General features: G+C 63.9%; 18 protein-coding genes. 8 read left to right on the top strand and 10 right to left on the bottom strand.

The features are described 5' to 3' along the window. The first annotated feature begins 79 nt into the window (after positions 1–79). Entirely contained in the window at positions 80–1,459 is a 1,380-nt protein-coding gene (locus tag NKH36_RS19465; protein ID WP_352958056.1) for an MFS transporter, read from the top strand. A gap of 157 nt (positions 1,460–1,616) precedes the next feature. Here NKH36_RS19465 and purH read toward each other — a convergent pair whose 3' ends face one another. The 4 genes from purH to htpX form a co-directional block, all read right to left on the bottom strand. Beyond that, a complete protein-coding gene (gene purH, locus NKH36_RS19460) occupies positions 1,617–3,233 on the bottom strand; it encodes a bifunctional phosphoribosylaminoimidazolecarboxamide formyltransferase/IMP cyclohydrolase (protein WP_352958057.1) in 1,617 nt (538 codons plus the stop codon). Positions 3,234–3,360: 127 nt separating this feature from the next. Then, positions 3,361–5,085, bottom strand: a complete 1,725-nt coding sequence (locus NKH36_RS19455) for a heparinase II/III family protein (RefSeq protein ID WP_352963928.1) — start codon at positions 5,083–5,085, stop codon at positions 3,361–3,363. 138 nt (positions 5,086–5,223) lie between these two features. Beyond that, on the bottom strand, positions 5,224–6,618 hold the full coding sequence (locus tag NKH36_RS19450; protein WP_352958059.1) for an RsmB/NOP family class I SAM-dependent RNA methyltransferase: 1,395 nt from the start codon (positions 6,616–6,618) through the stop codon (positions 5,224–5,226). Continuing rightward, positions 6,609–7,625: a zinc metalloprotease HtpX gene (htpX, locus tag NKH36_RS19445; protein ID WP_352958060.1), complete on the bottom strand. Its 1,017-nt coding sequence runs from the start codon at positions 7,623–7,625 to the stop codon at positions 6,609–6,611. Before htpX ends, NKH36_RS19450 begins: the two co-directional genes overlap by 10 nt. A gap of 158 nt (positions 7,626–7,783) precedes the next feature. Between htpX and NKH36_RS19440 the strand changes: the two genes are divergently transcribed. Continuing rightward, positions 7,784–8,023 carry a DUF1674 domain-containing protein gene (locus NKH36_RS19440; RefSeq protein WP_352958061.1) on the top strand — a complete coding sequence of 80 codons (240 nt, stop codon included), beginning with the start codon at positions 7,784–7,786 and terminating at the stop codon, positions 8,021–8,023. Between the two features lie 7 nt (positions 8,024–8,030). Here the strand turns inward: NKH36_RS19440 and NKH36_RS19435 are convergent, their stop codons facing one another. After that, on the bottom strand, positions 8,031–8,696 hold the full coding sequence (locus NKH36_RS19435; RefSeq protein ID WP_352958062.1) for an HAD-IA family hydrolase: 666 nt from the start codon (positions 8,694–8,696) through the stop codon (positions 8,031–8,033). A 175-nt stretch (positions 8,697–8,871) separates the two neighbouring features. On the opposite strand from NKH36_RS19435, the gene NKH36_RS19430 reads away from it, so the two are divergent. Further along, on the top strand, positions 8,872–9,741 hold the full coding sequence (locus NKH36_RS19430) for a transglutaminase-like domain-containing protein (RefSeq protein WP_352958063.1): 870 nt from the start codon (positions 8,872–8,874) through the stop codon (positions 9,739–9,741). Positions 9,742–9,798: 57 nt separating this feature from the next. Here NKH36_RS19430 and NKH36_RS19425 read toward each other — a convergent pair whose 3' ends face one another. Then, complete coding sequence (locus tag NKH36_RS19425) at positions 9,799–10,056, bottom strand: hypothetical protein (protein WP_352958064.1); 258 nt, start codon at positions 10,054–10,056, stop codon at positions 9,799–9,801. A 35-nt stretch (positions 10,057–10,091) separates the two neighbouring features. Here NKH36_RS19425 and NKH36_RS19420 point away from each other — a divergent pair, with 35 nt between their 5' ends. From NKH36_RS19420 to NKH36_RS19410, 3 genes are all read left to right on the top strand, one after another. Further along, complete coding sequence (locus tag NKH36_RS19420; RefSeq protein ID WP_352958065.1) at positions 10,092–10,802, top strand: pilus assembly protein TadG-related protein; 711 nt, start codon at positions 10,092–10,094, stop codon at positions 10,800–10,802. After that, on the top strand, positions 10,802–11,452 hold the full coding sequence (locus NKH36_RS19415) for a vWA domain-containing protein (protein ID WP_352958066.1): 651 nt from the start codon (positions 10,802–10,804) through the stop codon (positions 11,450–11,452). The genes NKH36_RS19420 and NKH36_RS19415 overlap by 1 nt, the downstream gene beginning before the upstream one ends. A 437-nt stretch (positions 11,453–11,889) precedes the next feature. Continuing rightward, a complete protein-coding gene (locus NKH36_RS19410; RefSeq protein ID WP_352958067.1) occupies positions 11,890–13,158 on the top strand; it encodes a class I SAM-dependent methyltransferase in 1,269 nt (422 codons plus the stop codon). Between the two features lie 132 nt (positions 13,159–13,290). On the opposite strand, the gene NKH36_RS19405 is transcribed toward NKH36_RS19410, so the two are convergent. Both NKH36_RS19405 and acs read right to left on the bottom strand, forming a co-directional pair. Then, positions 13,291–14,037: an MOSC domain-containing protein gene (locus NKH36_RS19405; protein ID WP_352958068.1), complete on the bottom strand. Its 747-nt coding sequence runs from the start codon at positions 14,035–14,037 to the stop codon at positions 13,291–13,293. Beyond that, positions 14,037–15,992, bottom strand: a complete 1,956-nt coding sequence (gene acs, locus NKH36_RS19400; protein ID WP_352958069.1) for an acetate--CoA ligase — start codon at positions 15,990–15,992, stop codon at positions 14,037–14,039. Before acs ends, NKH36_RS19405 begins: the two co-directional genes overlap by 1 nt. A 305-nt stretch (positions 15,993–16,297) precedes the next feature. Between acs and NKH36_RS19395 the strand changes: the two genes are divergently transcribed. Then, positions 16,298–16,570, top strand: a complete 273-nt coding sequence (locus tag NKH36_RS19395) for an usg protein (protein WP_352958070.1) — start codon at positions 16,298–16,300, stop codon at positions 16,568–16,570. A gap of 317 nt (positions 16,571–16,887) precedes the next feature. On the opposite strand, the gene NKH36_RS19390 is transcribed toward NKH36_RS19395, so the two are convergent. Further along, positions 16,888–17,922: an aldo/keto reductase gene (locus tag NKH36_RS19390; protein ID WP_352958071.1), complete on the bottom strand. Its 1,035-nt coding sequence runs from the start codon at positions 17,920–17,922 to the stop codon at positions 16,888–16,890. Between the two features lie 45 nt (positions 17,923–17,967). Next, positions 17,968–19,149 carry an MFS transporter gene (locus NKH36_RS19385; RefSeq protein WP_352958072.1) on the bottom strand — a complete coding sequence of 394 codons (1,182 nt, stop codon included), beginning with the start codon at positions 19,147–19,149 and terminating at the stop codon, positions 17,968–17,970. 139 nt (positions 19,150–19,288) lie between these two features. On the opposite strand from NKH36_RS19385, the gene NKH36_RS19380 reads away from it, so the two are divergent. Beyond that, entirely contained in the window at positions 19,289–20,197 is a 909-nt protein-coding gene (locus NKH36_RS19380) for a LysR family transcriptional regulator (protein ID WP_352958073.1), read from the top strand. Positions 20,198–20,222: the final 25 nt, after the last annotated feature.

Here is a 20,222-nt window from a genome sequence, read left to right as displayed (position 1 = left end):
TCGCGCGCGATTGCCGGCAAGAACTGCGCTATAGAGCGAAACGGTGCCCCACTTCGGGGCGCCGTTCGTGGGAGGGCATATGGCCGAGGTAGCAGTGCAGCGAGCGCCGGAACGCGGCATCCGGGGATGGATGCTGTTCGACTGGGCAGCACAGCCATTCTTCACGGTCATCACCACCTTTATCTTCGGGCCCTACTTCGTCTCGCGCATGGCGAGCGATCCGGAAACGGGCCAGGCGGCATGGGGTTACGGCATCGCCGCGGCGGGTCTGGCGATCGCCGTGCTGTCACCGATCCTCGGCTCGATCGCCGATCAGACCGGCCCGCGAAAACCGTGGATCGCACTCTTCGCCGCGATCAAGATCACCAGTCTTTGCCTACTGTGGTTCGCTGCTCCCGGTTCGAACCTTTTCCTGGTCGTGCTGTTCTTCTCGCTGGCCTCGGTCGCGGCGGAATTCTCGACCGTCTTCAACGATTCGATGATGCCGCGTCTGGTGCCGAAGAGCGAAATCGGCCGAATCTCGAATATGGCATGGGGTCTAGGCTATCTCGGCGGCATGATCGTTCTGATCTTCGTCGTCGCCTTCATGGCCAGTTCACCGGAAACCGGCAAGACCATCGTCGGCCTCGACCCGGTCCTCGGGCTCGATCCGAAACTCGGCGAGGACGCACGGGCGACCGGACCCCTGTCAGCGGCCTGGTATTTCCTGTTCATCCTGCCAATGTTCTTTTTCACACCGGATGCCGCGAAGGGCATTCCCCTTCGACCGGCGGTGCGCGAGGGACTGTCGGAACTGAAATCGACGCTGGGCGAAATACGCAAGCGCAGCGGCATCTTCCGCTTTCTCGTCGCCCGCATGATCTACCAGGATGGCGTCAATGCGTTGCTTGCGCTGGGCGGTGCCTTTGCGGCGGCGATGTTCCACTGGTCGATCACCGAGATCGGCCTGTTCGGCATCATCCTCAACGTCGTCGCCATCGTCGGCTGCCTGGTTGCCGCACGCCTCGACGTGGCGCTTGGCTCCAAGACCATAGTGATGATTTCGCTTGTCCTGCTCAGCATCGCCACGATCGGCATCGTCTCGACCGGGCCGGGCTACACGCTGTTCGGTGCCTGGATGATGCCCGGAGCCGATAGCGGCGGGTTGTTCGGTACACGGGCCGAAAAAGCCTACATCTTTTTCGGTCTGCTGATCGGGCTTGCCTTCGGGCCGGTGCAGGCATCGTCGCGCTCCTACATGGCGCGCAGCGTCACCGCTGCCGAATCAGGCCGCTATTTCGGCATCTATGCGCTGGCCGGGCGGGCGACCAGTTTTGCCGCGCCATTCATGGTGGCCACGATCACCTTGGCCAGCGGCTCGTCACGGCTAGGCATGGCGGCAATCGTGCTGTTCCTCGGCGTCGGCCTGGCGATCCTGGTCCGCACGCCGTATCCCGCGGACAACCGGCCGGCGGAGTGAGAGACGTTCGATAATTCTACTCCGCCGGTCGCCTGACGCGATTTTCTGCGCTTCCGGTGCTCACGGACTCAATGTCCGCTCCGCTCCGGTTCTCGAAAACCCCGCCATCCGACTCAGCGGAGCGAATTCTCAGAACGCCTCTACACCGGCATAGCAATCAATGCCTGAAGTGCCTCACGCCGGTAAATACCATGGCGATGCCGTGCGCGTCGGCGGCGGCGATGACATCGTCGTCGCGCATCGAGCCGCCCGGCTGGATGACGGCGGTAGCACCGGCTTCGATGGCAGACAAAAGCCCGTCGGCGAACGGGAAAAAGGCGTCCGAGGCGACGACAGAATTTTTGGTCAGCCGCTCGGCCAGACCGGCAGCCTCGGCCGCGTCGAGTGCCTTGCGCGCGGCGATGCGTGAGGAATCGACCCGGCTCATTTGGCCGGCGCCGATGCCAACGGTGGCACCGTCTCTGACATAGACGATGGCGTTCGACTTGACGTGCTTGGCGACGCGAAAGGCGAATTTGAGATCGGCCATTTCGGCCGGCGTCGGCGCCCGCCTGGTCACCACTTTCAGGTCGAGGTCATCGACCACCGCATTGTCGCGGCCCTGGACGAGCAACCCGCCGGAAACGGATTTCACGATGGAGCCGGCCGTGCGCGGATCGGGCAGGCCGCCGGTGACAAGCAAGCGCAGATTCTTCTTGGCGGCGACGATGCGGATTGCTTCTTCCGAGGCGCCCGGCGCGATGATGACCTCGGTGAAGGTTTTGACGATCTCTTCGGCGGCCTCGGCATCGAGGGTACGGTTCATCGCGACAATGCCGCCAAAGGCCGAGACCGGATCGCAGGCAAGCGCCTTGGCGTATGCCGCCTTCAACGAAGCGCCCTCAGCGACGCCACACGGGTTGGCGTGCTTGATGATGGCGACGGCGGCGGAGCGGGCCGGGTCGAACTCGCCGACCAGTTCGAAGGCGGCATCGGTGTCGTTGATATTGTTGTAGGAAAGCTGCTTGCCCTGAAGCTGGCGCGCCGTCGCGACGCCCGGCCGCTTGTCGCCGTCGACGTAGAAGCCGGCGCTCTGGTGCGGGTTCTCGCCGTAGCGCATCACCTGGTCCAGCCTGCCGCCGAAGGCGCGCCAGGTGGGATGCTCGATCTCCAGCGCTTCGGCGAACCAGCCGGAGATAGCCGCATCATAGCTGGCGGTGCGGGCGAACGCCTTGGCCGCCAGCTTCTTGCGGAAATCCAGCGAGAGCGAGCCGAAATTCATCTCCAGGGCGTTGAGCACCGAGGCGTAGTCCTCGGGATCGGTGACGATGGCGACGTATGCGTGGTTCTTGGCCGAGGCGCGGATCATCGCCGGGCCGCCTATGTCGATGTTCTCGACGATCGAGGCGTAAGCGGCGCCGGAGCGGCGGACATCCTCGAAAGGATAGAGATTGGAGACGACGAGATCGATCGGCTCGATGCCATGATCGCGCATCGCCGCGGCGTGTTCGGGATCGTCGCGCACGCCAAGCAGCGCGCCATGCACGGACGGATGCAGCGTCTTGACGCGGCCGTCCATGATCTCGGGAAAGCCGGTAAGGTCGGAGACATCGCGTACGGCCATGCCTGCCTCGGCGATCGCCTTTGCCGTGCCGCCGGTGGAGACGAGCTCGACGCCGGCCGCGGCCAGCGCCCTGGCGAAATCGATGAGCCCGGTCTTGTCGAAAACGGAAAGCAGCGCGCGGCGAACGGGAACGAGGTCGGGCGCGGGAATGTTCTTGGCGGCGACGGCCATGGGCTGGCGGCCTTTCACGGCTGGTTGGGAAAGTGTCCGCGCGCCGTAGCACATGGCGACCGGAAATCAAGCTACCAGAGCATCCTTTGCCCTAGGCTCGGACCATTCGCCGCTGCCACCTGCAGTCTCAGCTTTTTGCCGGAGGACCGGCGATCGCCGTTCGCGTCAGTTGCCAATGGACCTCGGAAACCTCCGATGCCTTGAAGGCCAGCACGATCTGCCGGCTGCGGCGCGGGCCGCCAAGACCGGCGAAATAAATCGATTCCTCGACCTCGGGCGTCACCTCGGTGCAGGTGAACACCCATGTGTCGGCCTGATCGGCGGTCAGCACCAGGCGACCGTGTTCGTCCTGGAGCAGGCCTATGTCGGGATGGATATGGAAGCGTACCGTGACGAAATCGCGCCCGTTGTTGCGGATTGCCGCGCCGCCCGGCCGCAGAATGCGATCCCTGCCGGCGAGCACATTGCCGTTCGTCGACAATTTCAGTTCGCGCTCATGCAGGAAGCCCAAGCGCGCGACATAGCCGTCGTGGCGGGCCAGAAAACCCTGGCTGCCTTGCTGGTCGATGCGCTTGCAAGGCACATGCTGCGGGCCGCCAATCAACGGCGTGCCGAGCAGATCGTTGACGCGCAGCGAGTGGCTGAAGCGCGCCGACGAGGTGTCGTTGATGGTGGCGGTGGAATGGGCGGCCGTGGCGCGGGCAAGCGGCCGGAATTCGGCGGCGCCATAGGTGTCGACGCCGGCGTTGACGACATAGTGCTGGCGGCCGGAAGACAGCTCGAAGGCCAGGCATCCGGCGTGCGCCGCGTTGGAAACATCGATGGGCGGCGGCGCACCGGTATCGGCGATCACGGTGACGCCGCCCATGGAGAGACGTTCGTAGCCCGAATGCGGCGCGTGCAGCAACGGCGCGCCGGCGGTGTCGTCGTGGCGCAGAATGGTGGCGATGCGGTCGTGGATGGTCGCGCCCATGCCGTTGAAGCGGGCGAGGCTGCCGTTCTGGTGGCGAAAGAAGCGCAGCGCCGGCAGCATACGGTCGATGGCGCCCATCAGCGCCGCCGGCGGCGTTTCGGCTTGATTGGCATAAGTCTGGCGCAGCGGCAGAAGGTCGGCGAGGATTTCAAGCACGGCCATCGGATTGCGGGAAATATGGCCGCCATCCGGCAGAATCTGGCGGTCGAGCTCCTCGGCGAGGTTGCGGGTCGCACCGCGCAGCGCCGATGCCGGCGCCGGCAGTGACAGAGCGGCAAAGGCAAGCGCGATGCGGGCGCGCAGCCTGTCCTTGCCGTCCGGCATCTCGCGTGCCATCGCCCTGAGATAGCGGAGCTGCATGGCCAGCGATTTCAGGAAGGCCCGGTATAAGGGAAATTCAGCACCCTGCAGCACCACCGAGGAATGCTGCAGCCAGGCAATGACGCGCTTGGCCGTCGTGCCGGGCTCCCAGGCGACACCGGAAATGTTGCTGCCGTGGATAGTGATCCAATCGGAGACCAGCGCGCGGGCATTGGCGGCGGCGAGCTCGGTGCCGGCGGCGCGCATATGGCGCAGCCAGCGAAAGCCGTGCAGGGCCTTTTGCCAGCCGGGATTGGCCACGGCGATCTGGAAGGGCGACTTGCCGCCGGTCTCGACCATATGTCCCGACAGCGGATAGCGGCCATAATAGATCTCGAGCGCGATCTGCGGGTCGGCCAGGCGCAGGTCCGGCGGAGCGATCAAAACGCGTTCCGGTGTGCGGCCGGAGTAGCGCCAGCGATAGAACGGCCCGGCACGCAGGCGCCGGCGCGTCTTGCGCCAGAACTCCTTCGCGACAAGCGTCCATAGACGCGTCGTGCTGCCGGCAGCGATCGCCAAAAGCCCTCCTGATGCCCCTCAACCCGAAGACAAGTTATATGATTCAAGAACTTATGCGAAGGCGAATTCCATGAAGGCCTTGGCGTTCAGCCTGTTTTCCGCAGGATTCTTCCTAAAATACTCGACAAATTTTCAGCATTAGCCGGCTCTGCGCATCCGGGCGGCGAAGAAGCCGTCCAGGCCGGACCGTTCCGGTGAGCCGAGCTCCAGATCGGCGGGCGTGGTGCGCAGCGTGCCTTGCGGGGTCAGGAAGGGATCGATGCTGGCGATCTCGCCCGGGCGGACCGGATCGTCGACGATATCAGCCGTTCCGGCGAGGAAGGCGCGGTGAAGCGCCTCGCCTTCGAGCGGGTCGAGCGAACAGTTGGAAAAGACGATGCGGCCGCCGGGCCTGACCAGGGTGATGGCGCGGGCGAGCAGCCTTCGCTGCAGCTCGGCGAGTTTTTCGACGTCGGCAGCCGTCTTCGTCCAGGGCACGTCGGGATGCCGTCGAACCGTGCCGGTCGAAGAGCACGGTGCATCGAGGAGAACGGCGTCGAACAGTTCTGCCGGCTGATATTTGAGCAGATCGGCCTGGACGATCTCCGCGGACAGACCAAGCCGTTCGAGATTCTGCGACAGCCGCGCCAACCGGTTCTTCGAGGAATCGATCGCGGTGACCTCGGCGCCGCCGAGAATGAGCTGAGCGGTCTTGCCGCCAGGGGCGGCACAGAGATCGGCGACGCGCAAACCCCTGATGTCGCCGAAGAGCCGGGCCGGAAGACTGGCGGCGGCATCCTGAACCCACCAGGCACCGTCTTCGAAGCCGGGCAGCTCGGTCACGGAGGCGCTGAGTTTCTCCACGCGCACCGTGCCGGTCGGCAGCACGATGCCGCCGAGCCGCTCGGCCCACAGCGCGGGATCGGACTTGGCGGTGAAGTCGACCGGCGCCTCATACCTGTGGGCGGCGAGGATTTGCCTGGCCTTATCGGCGCCATAGGCAGCTTTCAGCCGGTCGGAAAACCATTTCGGCGCTTCGTCGGTGGCGGCAAGCGCTGCAGCCAGCTCGGCCTGCTTGGACCGTGCCAGCGTGCGCAACACGCCGTTGACGAGACCGGAGAAGCGCACTGTGCGCGGATCGGACTTGGCGTGGGTCACGGCAAGGTCGACGGCGGCGCTGTCGGGAATGTCGAGGAACAGGATCTGTGCCGCCGCCACATGCAGAATATGCGAAAGCGCGGTGGCATTGGGCGGCAGCGGCTTTTCCAGGCGACGGGCCAGCAGCCCTGATATGGTCATGCGGAAGCGCAGCGCAGTGACCAGTATAGCGCGCACCAGCGCCCGGTCGCGCAGGTCGAGCGCCTTGTATTGCGGATGGCCGTTCTCGTGGTCGGTCAGCCCGTCGAGCGGCGTCCTGGCATCGATAACGGCGGCAAGCAGCCGTGCCGCCGCCTTACGCGCGGCAAGGCCGGCGACGGGCTCGCCGGGGCTCGCTGCATTGTTTTCATGATCGCCTGAAATTCGGTGCCGGCGTTTCGCTTCGCTCACGACCACGGGCCTTTGGGTCCGGTCGGATTGCGGCCCCACGGGTTGGATTTCGGCCTGGCCGGTTCAGTCGGCTGCTCAGGCTGCTCGGCGGCCTTCTCCCACGGGCCCGACGGGCGCTGCACGTCCGCCTGCCGCGGCATCGGGGCCTGCCGCTGCGCGGGGGCGGATGTCATGTCCCGCGCCATCGCCTGCAAAGCCGCGATGCGGTTGTCGGTGTTCGGGTGGGTGGAAAACAGACTGTCCATGCGCTCGCCGGAAAGGGGATTGATGATGAAGAGGTGGGCGGTCGCCGGATTGCGCTCTGCATCCGGGTTGCGGATGCGTGCGGCGCCACGGGCGATCTTGTCAAGGGCCGAAGCGAGCCAAAGCGGCTGTCCACAGATCTCGGCGCCGCGCCGGTCGGCCTCGTATTCGCGGGTGCGGCTGATCGCCATCTGCACAATCATCGCGGCAAACGGCGCCACGATCATCGCCACCAGCACGCCAATAATGCCGAAGGAATTGTTGTTGTCGCGGTTGCCGCCGAAAAAGAAGGCGAAATTGCCGAACATCGAGATCGCGCCGGCAAGCGTGGCGACGATCGTCATGGTCAGCGTGTCGCGGTGCTGCACATGGGCGAGCTCGTGCGCCATCACCGCGGCGACCTCCTCATGCGACAGTTGCTGCAGCAACCCGGTGGTGGCGGCGACCGCGGCATTCTGCGGGTTGCGGCCGGTGGCGAAGGCGTTGGGCTGCGGATTGTCGATCAGATAGGTTTTCGGCATCGGCAGGCCGGCCTGTCTGGCGAGGCTCTGCACGATGGCGTAATATTCCGGGGCGTTCCTTTCGTCGACCTCGACGGCGCGGTTCATCGACAGCACCATCTTGTCGGCGTTCCAATAGCTGAACAGGTTCATGCCGGCGGCAATCAGCAAGGCGATCATCATGCCGCCCGTTCCGCCGATCAGATAACCGACGCCCATGAACAGCGCGGTCATCGCGGCCAAAAGCATGGCGGTGCGAAGTGTGTTCATCGTCTGCTCCCGTTTCTGCCGGCCCTGCGTAAAAAGGGGTCGATCGCTATCGGCTCATCGCTATATGATGGGAAACGTGCGGCCGTGTTTCAATTGGGGCCGGTTTCAAATGGGGCCAGTTTCAAATGGGGCCACTTTCAATCCGCCGGGAATATCGGATGATCGACGAAACCAAAAAAACAGCTGAAACCAGTAATACAAACGCCGGCCCCGGTCACGGCGCGACGCAAAAGATGCTGACGCCGGCAGCCCGCCGCGCTTTGGCGGAGGCGGAAGCACGGCGCGAACGCTATCGCCAGCAGGAAGCCGCGGTGCCCCGGGAGATCGGCGGGCGTGGCGGCAAGGAACCCGGCCGCTATGGCGACTGGGAGGTGAAAGGCCTGACCAGCGATTTCTAAGGGCACCCTACGCCGCAGCTCGCTCCGCCGCGAGGACAACCCAGCCTCGGTCGTCGACCGTAATGCCTAGCCCGTCATAAGAGGCGATCGCGGCGTGCGGCGTTTGCAACGGATGCTGGTGGGTGGCGCTGATCACCACGACCGTAGCTCCTGCGGCCTCGGCCGCCGATATTCCGGCGGGCGCATCTTCGAAAACGAGACAGTCGCGCGCGTCGACGCCCAGCCGCTCGGCCGCCAGCCGGAAGCAATCGGGCGCCGGCTTGCCGTGGGAAACGTCCTCGGCCGCGACAAGGATGGCGGGAAGCGGGATGCCGGCGGCCGCGATGCGCAGGAGAGCCAGCTCGCGCGGCGCGGACGTGACGATGGCCCAGCGCTCGGGCGGCAGCGACGCCAGAAACGCCGCGGCGCCGGCGATCGGAAGGATGCCGTCGATATCGGCCGCCTCGGCCTGCAGAAGCGCATCGGCCTCGCGCATCGGATCGACGCCTGGAAGCGCCAGCCGAGCGATGGTCTCGATCGCCCGCACGCCGTGGATCGTCGGCAGGAATGCGGCAACGTCGAGACCTTGCCGGCGTGCCCAATCTGCCCAGACCCTTTCTGCGGCGGCAATCGAATTGACCACTGTGCCATCCATATCGAACAGGAAGGCTGCGAATTTCTTGCCTGCGAACATCTGCTATCTCGGGAGGTTGTTTCGGAGGGACCAAAAACCTGTCGATCGACCGTAACGTCGCGTCGGCTGCATGGGAAGGCTCGAGATCGCCTTTTCGACAATACCAGGGAACCACGGCGAACCGTCTCGCGTTGATCGGGCTCTCTTCCACGATGCTCAAAAACGGGGAACCGCGATGCTGATTCGGCTCGGCTACGAAATCGCCATCGACTGTGCTGAAGCCACTCCGGTGATTTCGCTGCTCGAGATCCACCAGGAGCGCCAGGCCGACATCAAGCGGCAGACGCGCGTGCTGACCTCGCCTTCCGTCCCAACCCGGCTCTATCACGATCTCTATGGTAACACCTGCCGCCGCTTCACGGCGCCTGGCGGCGGCTTTCGCATTCTTTACGACGCCGTCGTCGAGGACAGCGGCGAGACCGACGAGGTCAACCCGCTGGCAAGGCAAGTGCCGGTGGCGGAGTTGCCCGACGACGTGCTCTGCTATCTGCTCGGCAGTCGCTATTGCGAGACCGATCATCTCAGCGATCTGGCCTGGCAGGTTTTCGGGCCTGTTCCATCCGGTTGGGCGCGGGTGCAGGCGATCGTCGACTATGTCCATAACCGTCTGTCCTTCGGATACGGCTACGCGCGCCCGACCCGCACGGCGGCGCAGGCGCATGAAGAGCGCGTCGGCGTCTGCCGCGACTTCGCTCATCTGGCGATCACGCTCTGCCGCTGCATGAACATCCCCGCCCGCTACGTGAACGGCTATCTCGGTGACATCGGCGTACCGGTCGACCCGGCACCGATGGATTTTTCGGCGTGGCTGGAAGTGTTCCTCGACGGCAAATGGTACACGTTCGACCCCCGCCACAACGTGCCGAGGATCGGCCGCGTCGTCATCGCGCGCGGTCGCGACGCGACCGACGTGCCGCTGCTGCACAGTTTCGGCCCGCACCGGCTCAGCCTGTTCAAGGTCTGGACCTACGAGCAGGAAAGCAACCTGTTCAACCCGCCCCATCGCGGCGTCGACAGGACCGCCAGCGCGCAGATGCTGGCATAGAAGCGCAAGCACGAACGGCGTGCGTCCCATTCCAATCGTCATCTGAGCTGTGCCGTCCTATAGGATCTGACACGCCTGATCCGCTTCGGCACAGGCCGCCTGTGCCGGATCGGGATCGAGTTCTGGTGCTCCACTGCGGACGGCGTGATCATGGTAAGCGCTTGGTAAACGAAACTGCCGCAGCGGCTTGTCGTTTACCGGTTGTTCATCCTGCCGCATTTCGAAACCAAGCAGAAACAACGGTTTGACAATGAGCCGGTAGCTTTCGGCCCCTTTGCGACGCCATCCGGCCGGAATCCTGCAATGCGCCTTCACACGGCCTCGAGGTCGTGGCGAATGGAGGCGGAAGCATGCGGCATTTTGGGGGTCTTTTTCACGCGATCGGCAGCTTTGCCGGGGATCGAAGCGGAAATTTCGCGGTTCTGTTCGGCATGGTTGCGTCGGTGCTGGCGCTGGGCGCCGGCTTTGCCGTTAACGTTTCCCAGCTTTATAACGCCAAGTCGAGCTTGCAAGGCGTGGTCGATGCGGCGGTGACCTCGACAGCGCGCGACCTGACGACCGGTGTCATCAAGGAGGCCGACGCCAACAAGTCGGTGCAGGCGTTTCTCGATGCCAACAGCCGAGCGGGCATCCTGCAGGCTGATCGGATCATCCTCGACAAATTGACCATCGACAGGACCGCCAAGACGGTTCAGGCGGACCTACATGTCGATCTCGGCCTTTATTTTCCGCTTTTCAGCATGGGTGAGATGAAGCGCGTTGCCGCATCGACGACAGCGATCTATTCGGACAAGACGATCGAAGTGGCGATGATGCTCGACGTCACAGGGTCGATGGCCGGCCAGAAGATCATCGATCTGAGGACAGCTGCAGCGAATGCGGTCGACAGCTTCCTGGGCGGCCAGGACTCCTCCAACCCTCGGGTGCGTGTCTCTATCGTACCATACGCCAATTCGGTGAATGCCGGCGCGCTTGCTGCCAGCAGCGTCTATGTCGAACCTCGACCAGCCAGCGCAAGCAGGCGCCAGGCAATGGCGCCATACAGTACGTCTCCGGCTTAATGCGCCCGGACAATTGCGCCACCGAGCGCAAGGGCACCTATCAATATTCGGATGCAGGTCCCGACATCAGCATGGTCAATCGCGATTACCTGTTGTCTTCCTTTGCGTGGCAGACCGGCACGGCTGGCTGCCCGGCCGCCACGTTGAAGCCGCTGACGGCGGACGCCGCGGCGCTCAAGAATGTCATCAAGAACTTTGTCGCATCGGGCGGCACCGCGGGCCATATCGGCGTGCAGTGGACCTGGTACATGCTTTCGGAAAGCTGGGGCAGCGTGATGAATGCTTCGCAGCGGCCGGCCAAGGCGGATCCGAACAAGGTCGCCAAAATCGCGATCCTGATGACCGACGGCGAGTTCAACCTGTCCTACTTCGATGCCAGCACTGTCGGTGAGGTCTACAATGATGCGGGCAAGGAACCGACCCGCACGGCAGCCAAGACGCTCTGTACCGCCATGCGCGACAAGGGTATCGAAATCTTCACCATCGGTTTCGATCTCAACGAGGGGAATGCCGAGGCGACACTGCAGAATTGCGCGAGCCCGGATACCGCCAAGATCAAGCACTTCTATCAGGCCGCCAACGGGACGGAACTCAACCAGGCTTTCCAGGAGATAGCGCGCAACATCGAAAGCCTGGCATTGACCAAATAGAGGGCATTTACCTGACAGGATCCGGACAAGGAAAAGGCCGCCGCTTCTTTCGAAGCCGGCGGCCTTCCGTGTTTCCGTCCATGGCGCGGCTCATGGCAGCGACGTGTAGACTTTAAGTGCTGGAGCGTCCTTTGCGTGTCCAAAGGACGCGCGGCGCTCCAGGCGTCGCCAGCCGCGCATCTCGCGCCTTAACGGGAAGACTGCTTCCCGAAAGTGCAATCCGCTGAGGCCACGTTCTGGAAAACGAAATCACTCGACATCGGATCACCTCCTTTCGATTTGTTGAAGACGCCCTCATGATGGGGTGTCGATCTGCAAATGGCAAGGCGCCATGGTGAAAATGCCGTACGCGTTTGCCGCTAACTGCTTGCGGCTATCCGATCGGACAGGCAAAGTCGCTGCCGCACCGCCAGCGTGCTGAGCAGGGGAGGATGGGGATGGAGGCAGCCGACAGAGCCGCACGGATCGTTCGAACGGTCATCGAGACATTGAAGCCAGGTTTCGCGGTCAAGCTGTGGAACGGCGAGCGGATCGGGCCCCCCACCGGCCCCGTGGTCACCATCAACGACCAGGACATCGTCTGGCAGGTGATGCGTCGGCCCAACCTCTCGACGCTGATCGAAATGTGGATTTCCAAGACCATCGACGTGGAAGACGGTTCGCTGTTCGATTTCTACGCCCTGCCCGCGCACGGTAAACTCAGGACGAAGCTCAAGTCGTTGCCCAAGCTCGCGGTCCTGCGCGACTTGCCGGCCGTGCTTTTTTCGAGAAAACAGATGACGGCGCGGACCGACCTTTCCGGGCGCAACCCCTTCGTCAGCGGATCGAACAGGCAAGCGATCCAGCACCACTACGACATTTCGAACGCCTTCTACCGGCTCTTCCTCGACGACCGCATGGTCTATAGCTGCGGCTATTTCACCGATTTCGCCAACGACATCGACCAGGCGCAGAAAGACAAGCTCGACCACATCTGCCGCAAGCTCCGGCTGAAGCGCGGCGAAAGGCTGCTCGACATCGGCTGCGGCTGGGGGGCCATGCTCATCCATGCCGCGAAACATTACGGCGTCGTCGGCCACGGCGTCTCGCTGTCGGAAGCCCAGACCCAGCTCGCCCGCGAGCGCATCCGCGCTGAGCGGCTGGAGGATCGCATCACCATCGAGATAAAGTCCTATGCCGAACTGTCCGGCTCCTTCGACAAGATCTCGTCGATCGGCATGTTCGAGCATCTGGGGCTGGCCAACCACGCCGCCTATTTCTCGACCATCCATCGCCTGCTCAAACCGGGCGGCATCTATCTGCATCACGCCATCACCCGGCGCGACAAGGGCAGCATCAAGAAGACCTTGCGCAAGGGCCCGGAATTCAAGGCGCTGATCAAATACATCTTTCCCGGCGGTGAGCTGGACACGATCGGCATGACGCTCGGCAATCTCGAAGCGCACGGTTTCCTCGTCTACGATGTCGAGAATTTGCGCGAGCACTACGCCCGCACCTGCCGTCTGTGGGCAGAGCGCCTCCACGCACGCTTCGACGAAGCGATCGCCGAGGTCGGCGAAGCCAAGGCGCGCCTCTGGCTGCTTTATCTCACCGGCTGTTCGATCACTTTCGAACGCGCCTCGGCCCAGATTTTCCAGACCGTCGTCACCAAGCGCGCGCGGGGTCCAAGCGGCCTGCCGCCGACGCGGGCTGACCTTTATCGATAGGGATGCGCCGGTCCTGGAAGACGGATTGGAGGCCGTCGCCACCCGCGCCTTCGTCATCCTCGGGTCTGCGCGGCGTCGCTTCGCTCCTTGCTTCGGCCCAGGATGACGAAGACACGAAAGGCCTTTGGGGAACTACACGAACCGCATGGTTGCACCGATCTCAACGCGCGCTGGCCGGTCAACCGTGCAATAGACGCCGAAATTGTGCGCGTTGTGGCGGACCAGATTGCGCAGGATCGCCGCGTCGTGGTCGAAGCCGTCCTGGGCGATGATGGTGAAGCCGCAGCGGCGGCATGGTTCGGAGATGGTCAGCCGCAGATCGCCGATCGCCAGTTTGCGTCCGATCCATTCCGTCTCCGGGAATGATCCCTCAATCGCCGCCACGTCGACGACGATGTTGGGGCGGAAGCGGCGCGGGTCGGCGGCGCCTTCCGGATGCAACGCCTTTAGGCGCGCCAGCGAAGCGGTGGTCAGGAGGTGGATGGGCGCCTTGCGGTAACGCTCGGCGGTCAGAAGGCCGGTGTAGTCCGGCGCGTCTTTCTGGCGAAACGGCCGGATCGAGGCCGCGAAGCCGAGAAAGGCAGAAACGGCCCCGTCACATTCGGCTCCGGGCGCTGGCAGCCAGTCACCCTGCGGTGTAGCAATCTCGAGTTGGCGGGCTTGCGACAACCGGGCCCGAATGAGCGGCACCTTGTGCCATTTCGCCTCGCGGTCAGGCCGCGCGATCTCACCGTCGGAGGCGTCGACAAGGCCGAACAGGCGGTCGCCGTCGATGGTCTCAGGGCCGACGGAGATCACATCCTGGCGTTCGCCGGCGAGCGAACTCGCCGGATAGCGCCAGAGCTCGCTGACAGTGCCGATCTCCATCGAGGCGGGCATCAGGCCCGCTTGTTCTGCCGGTTGGCGATGAGGTCGTCGACGACCGCCGGGTCGGCCAGCGTCGAGGTATCGCCGAGCGCGGCAAAATCGTCCTCGGCGATCTTGCGCAGGATGCGTCGCATGATCTTGCCCGAGCGGGTTTTCGGCAGGCCCGGAGCGAACTGGATCTTGTCGGGCGTGGCGATGGCGCCGATGTCCTTGCGGACATGGGCGACGAGTTCCTTGCGCAACTCCTCGCTCGGCTTCTCGCCGGCCATCAATGTGACATAACAGTAGATCCCCTGGCCCTTGATGTCGTGCGGATAGCCGACGACGGCCGCTTCCGAGACTTTCTCGTGCGAAACCAGCGCGGATTCGACCTCGGCCGTGCCCATGCGGTGGCCGGAGACATTGATGACGTCGTCAACGCGGCCGGTGATCCAGTAGTAGCCATCGGCGTCGCGGCGGCAGCCGTCGCCGGTAAAATATTTGCCCTTGTAGGTCGAGAAATAGGTCTGCACGAAGCGCTCGTGGTCGCCATAGACGGTGCGCATCTGGCCTGGCCATGAATCGGCGATGCAGAGATTGCCGCTTGCAACACCGTCCAGCACCTTGCCGTCGCCGTCGACCAGTTGCGGCTTGACGCCGAAGAACGGCCGCGTCGCGGAACCTGCCTTGAGGTGGGTGGCGCCGGGCAGAGGCGTGATCAGGATGCCGCCGGTCTCGGTCTGCCACCATGTGTCGACGATCGGCACCTTGCCGTTGCCGACGACGTTGAAATACCACTCCCAGGCTTCCGGATTGATCGGCTCGCCGACCGTGCCGAGCACGCGCAGCGATTTGCGCGACGTCCTGGCGACGTGGGCGTCGCCGGCGCCCATCAGCGCCCGCAACGCCGTCGGCGCGGTGTAGAAGATGTTGACCTTGTGCTTGTCGATGACCTCCCAGAACCGGGACTGCGACGGGTAGTTCGGCACGCCTTCGAACATCAGCGTGGTGGCGCCGTTGGCGAGCGGCCCGTAGACGATGTAGCTGTGGCCGGTGACCCAGCCGACATCGGCGGTACACCAGTAGATATCGCCGTCATGGTAGTCGAAGACATGTTGGTGGGTCATCGAGACATAGACGAGATAGCCTGCCGTGGTGTGCAGCACGCCCTTCGGCTTGCCGGTCGAACCCGACGTGTAGAGGATGAACAGCGGGTCCTCGGCCTTCATCTTCTCCGGCTTGCACTCGGGCTTAACCGTTGCGACCTCGTCGTGGTACCAGACGTCGCGTCCGCCCACCCAGCCGGTCTTGCCGCCGGTGCGGCGCACGACCACGACCTTCTCGACTTTCGTTCCGGCCTTGGCGGCGATCTCGATCGCTTTGTCGGTGTTGTCCTTCAGCGGGACCGGCTTGCCGCCGCGCACGCCCTCGTCGGCAGTGATGACGAAGGTCGACTTACAGTCGTCGATGCGGCCGGCCAGCGCGTCCGGCGAAAAGCCGCCAAAGACCACCGAATGGATGGCGCCGATCCGCGTGCAGGCGAGCATTGCATAGGCGGCTTCCGGGATCATCGGCATGTAAATGGTGACGCGGTCGCCCTTCTTGACGCCGTGCTTCTTCATCACGTTGGCGAGCCGGCAGACATGCGCGTGGAGCTCGTTATAGGTGATCTTCCTGTCGTCGTAGGGATTGTCGCCTTCCCAGATGATGGCGGTCTGGTCGCCGCGCTTCTTCAGATGCCGGTCGATGCAGTTCCAGGAAACATTGGTCTCGCCGTCCTCGAACCATTTGATCGAGACCTTGCCGTCGAAGGAGGTGTTCTTGACCTTGCTGTAGGGCTTGAACCAGTCGATGCGCTTGCCGTGCTTGCCCCAGAACTTGTCCGGGTTCTTCACGCTGTCGGCGTACCATTTCATATAGGTGTCATTGTCGATCAGGGCATTCTTCTTCCACGCCGGCTGGACGCGATGGACATGAACCTCGGACATTTTTCCATTCCCTCCCAAGACCAACTGTCAGCTTGCTCGCCGAGCAGCATCGCGGCGAAGCGGCCGCGAATTCGCGCGCATTATTAACAGTTCCGCGGTGACGGCAACATTAGACGTTGGATTCGCGCGGCGGGATGCCGCAGACGTCGTTTTCGCCGCTATCAGCACTCGACCGCCATCGCTGCTAACCGCATGTTTTTGCGTCGTAAACCTGGCCTCTAACTACGAAGTATCAATAGACGATTAAGCAAATAGCGCGCACAATTTCAAATTGGGAGGAAAGGAGAATCAACCAGGGGACCGCGATGCGCGACCATTCCGAAATGGACCTGATGCTCAAGGGCTATGGCTTGACCACGGCCAAGATCCTTTATCATTTTCCCGATCATCCGCATCTGCTGCAGAGCTTCATCTGGCAGGACTACGACATCGCTCCGAAATTTCCGGTGCTGATCCGTTTCATCGAGTTCTGGCAGACCAAGCTCGATGGCCCGCTGCATTCGGTGAGCTATACACACCAGAAGCTGATCGCGCCCAACGAATGGCAAAAGGTCGACGGCGAGTTCGTGCTGCATTAGGCAACGGCGCAGGACGTTTGACGGGCTGCTTGCGTGACGAATCGCATGCCTTGGCGATTGGCGAATACGTCCCGGAGCTTCGTCATCCTGGAGCAAGGAGCGAAGCGACGCGGCGCAGACCCCAGGATCCATGCCGTGACTTCAAAGTGCTGCTGCGGGGCAAAATTCTGCTCTGCTGCACTCAGCGGCCAAAGTTACGGCATGGATCCAAGGGTCTCCGCGACGGAGCTTCGCTCCTGCTTCGCCCTGGGATGACGAAGTTTGCGGCTAATCCCGAATGTTCATGATGGTTACCCGAAACGAACGGTCGCCTCCGGTCAGACCGCAGGCGGGCTCAGCCGGGCAAAACCCTCCTGCCGGCGATAGGGGAAATACGGATAGGGTGCGGTAACGGCGCTTGCGGCGTCCAGCTTCTTTGTCTGGTCTGATGTCAATGACCAGCCGACGGCGCCGAGGTTCTGGCGCAGCTGTTCCTCGTTGCGCGCGCCGATGATGACTGAGGCGACGGTCGGCCGCTGCAGCAACCAGTTGATGGCGATCTGCGGCACGGTCTTGCCGGTTTCCTTGGCCACGGCTTCGAGCGCATCGACGACCCGGTAGAGCTGCTCGTCCTCGACAGGTGGCCCGAAGCTTGCGGTGTCGTGGAGCCGGCTTTTGTCCGGCAGTGGCTCGCCGCGACGGATCTTGCCGGTCAGGCGGCCCCAGCCGAGCGGGCTCCACACCAGCGCGCCAACACCCTGGTCGAGGCCGAGCGGCATCAGCTCCCATTCATAATCGCGCCCGACCAGCGAGTAGTAGACCTGATGGGCGACGTAGCGCGGATAGCCGTGCTTGTCCGCTAGGCCGAGCGATTTCATCACTTGCCAGCCGGAAAAGTTGGAGACGCCAACATAGCGCAGCTTGCCGGCGCGCATGAGACTGTCCAGCGTCGACAGCACTTCCTCGATCGGCGTTGCGGCGTCGAAAGCGTGCAGTTGCAGCAAGTCGATGTAATCGGTGCCGAGACGCTTGAGCGCGTCCTCGACGGCCTTGATGAGACGCGAACGGGAGGAGCCGGCATCGTTAGGTCCGTCGCCCATCGGCAGCGAGGTCTTGGTCGAGATCAGCACGGCATCGCGGCGGCCCTTGATGGCTGCGCCGAGCACCTCTTCGGAGGCGCCGTTCGAATAGACGTCGGCGGTGTCGAACAGGTTGACGCCGGCCTCCAGGCAGATGTCGATCAGCCGCCGCGCTTCCGTCGCATCGCTATTGCCCCAGGCGCCGAATAGCGGCCCCGAACCACCGAAGGTTCCAGCGCCGAAGGAGAGCGCCGGGACCTTCAGGCCCGAGGCGCCAAGACGTCGATAATCCATGGTTTTGCTCCTGTATCGAAGGGTGGTTGGATTTGTTTGGGATCGTCACGACCGGGCGGATGCCGGAGCGCCGAGCATCGAGCTGCGGTCGAGGCGCAGTGCTAATCCCGCCACGGCCAGCGCCGAGAGTGGCAGCAGGGCGGCAACCCAGGTGACGGCGTCGAGGCCGGGGCCATGGGCGATCACCATGCCGCCGAGCCAGGCGCCGGCGGCGTTGCCGAGATTGAAGGCGGCGATGTTGAACGACGAGGCCAGGCTCTGACCGGCGCCTTCAGCCTTTTCCAGCACCCAAATCTGCAGCGGCGCCACGGTGGCGAACGCGGCGGCGCCGAGCAGGCCGACATAGATGACGGCCATCGCCGGGCTACGCAGGGCAAAGGTCATCGTGCCCAGCACCAGCGCCAGCACGACGAGACTGCCGAGAACGGAAGGCACCAGCGATCGGTCGGCGAACTTGCCGCCAAGCAGGTTGCCGGCGATGAGGCCGCCGCCGAAGACAAGCAGGATCGGCGACACGGCAGTTTCCTCAAAACCGGTGATCTCGGTCAGCAAGGGGGCGATATAGGTGAAGACGGCGAAGACGCCGGCATAGCCAAGCACGGTGGTGGCGAAGCCAAGCAGAACCGGCGCGCGGCCGAGCACGGCGAGATCGCCGCGCAGATCGCTCTTTTCCAGCGCTGCCTGGCTGCGCGGCACCAGGAGGAGAATGATGGCGAAGGCGACGATACCGACCAGGGTTACAGCCCAGAAGGTCGCCCGCCAGCCGAAGGCTTGGCCGAGCCATGTGCCGAAGGGCACGCCGAGGATGTTGGCGACGGTCAGACCGGTGAACATCAGGGCGATCGCCGAGGCTTTCTTGTTGGGCGCCACCAGCCCAGTCGCAACGACCGAACCAACGCCGAAGAAGGTACCGTGGGCAAAGGCGGTGAGCACGCGGGCGCCCATCAGTGTCCAGTAGTCGGGGGCCAGCGCACAGGCGAGGTTGCCCAGCGTGAAGATCGCCATCAGCGCCAGAAGCACGCTCTTGCGCGGCCAGCGGCCAGTGGCGATCGTCAGCAGCGGCGCGCCGACAACGACGCCCAGCGCATAGCCTGAGATCAGCTGGCCGGCGGCCGAGATCGAGACGCCGAGATCGGTGCTGACGTCGAGCAGAAGGCCCATTATGACGAATTCGGTGACACCGATGCCAAATGCACCGGCGGCGAGGGCGTAAAGGGCAAGAGGCATGGCGGTTCCCACTTTCGATGACGGCCAGTTTTGAAGACGGGACGCCGTGTCCTCCCACGCCCCGACCCGGAAGATCGTGTCGCAATGTGCTGTGAACCAGCCTTGCGTCAGGCACATTGTCTGTGAAATAGATTCACCAATGGCGAGACCAGACATCAACCGCTCCGGCGAGATCGAAGTGTTCGTCGGCGTCGTGGAAACGGGCAGCTTTTCGGCTGCGGCGCGGATGCTGCGGATGACGCCGTCGGCGGTGAGCAAGCTGATTGCACGGCTGGAGGCGCGGCTCGGCGCGCGGCTGATCAGCCGTTCGACACGCAAGCTGCAGCTGACACCGGAGGGAGCGGCCTTCTTCGACAGCGGCGTACGCATCCTGGCCGACATGGCGGCAGCCGAGCGCGAGGCGGCGGCCGGCGCCGCTCCGCGTGGGCGGCTGCGCGTCAACAGCTACGTGCCGTTCGGGCAGCACCGGCTGATCCCGCTTTTGCCGCGTTTCCTCGAGCGCTATCCGGAAATCGCTGTCGATCTGGTTTTGACCGACAGCGTCATCGACCTGATGGAGGAGCGCGCCGATGTCGCCATCCGTGCCGGGCCGCTCGGCGAATCACGGTTGGTGGCGCGCAAGCTCGGGCAAAGTCCAGTGGTCGTCGTCGCCGCGCCGTCCTACCTCAGGACGCATGGCACGCCCCGAACGCCGGCCGATCTCGATCATCACAACCGGATGGGTTTCTGCTTCGTGCGCCATATCGACGGCTGGCCTTTCGTCGGTGCGGGCGGCGAGGCCATTGTCGTCCCGATCACCGGAAATGCGCTGGTCAGTGACGGCGAGGCGATGCGGCTGATGGCGCTCTCGGGGACAGGCATCGCCCGGCTGGCGCGCTGGCATGTGGAACCCGATATCGCCGCCGGGCGGCTGGTGCCGCTGCTGGAGAACTTCAACCCCGGCGACGAGGAGCTCACCCATGCCGTCTATGTCGGGCAGGGCAAGCATTTGCCGGCACGGGTGCGGGCCTTTCTCGATTTTCTGGTCGAGACGGTCCGGCTGACCTGAACCCAAAAAGATCGGGGGCCCGCCG

It is taken from the genome of Mesorhizobium sp. M1312 (genome assembly GCF_040318115.1).
In the GTDB taxonomy this organism is placed as follows: domain Bacteria; phylum Pseudomonadota; class Alphaproteobacteria; order Rhizobiales; family Rhizobiaceae; genus Mesorhizobium.
Note: the sequence above shows the minus strand (reverse complement) of the source record. Positions and strands in the feature narration are given on the sequence as shown.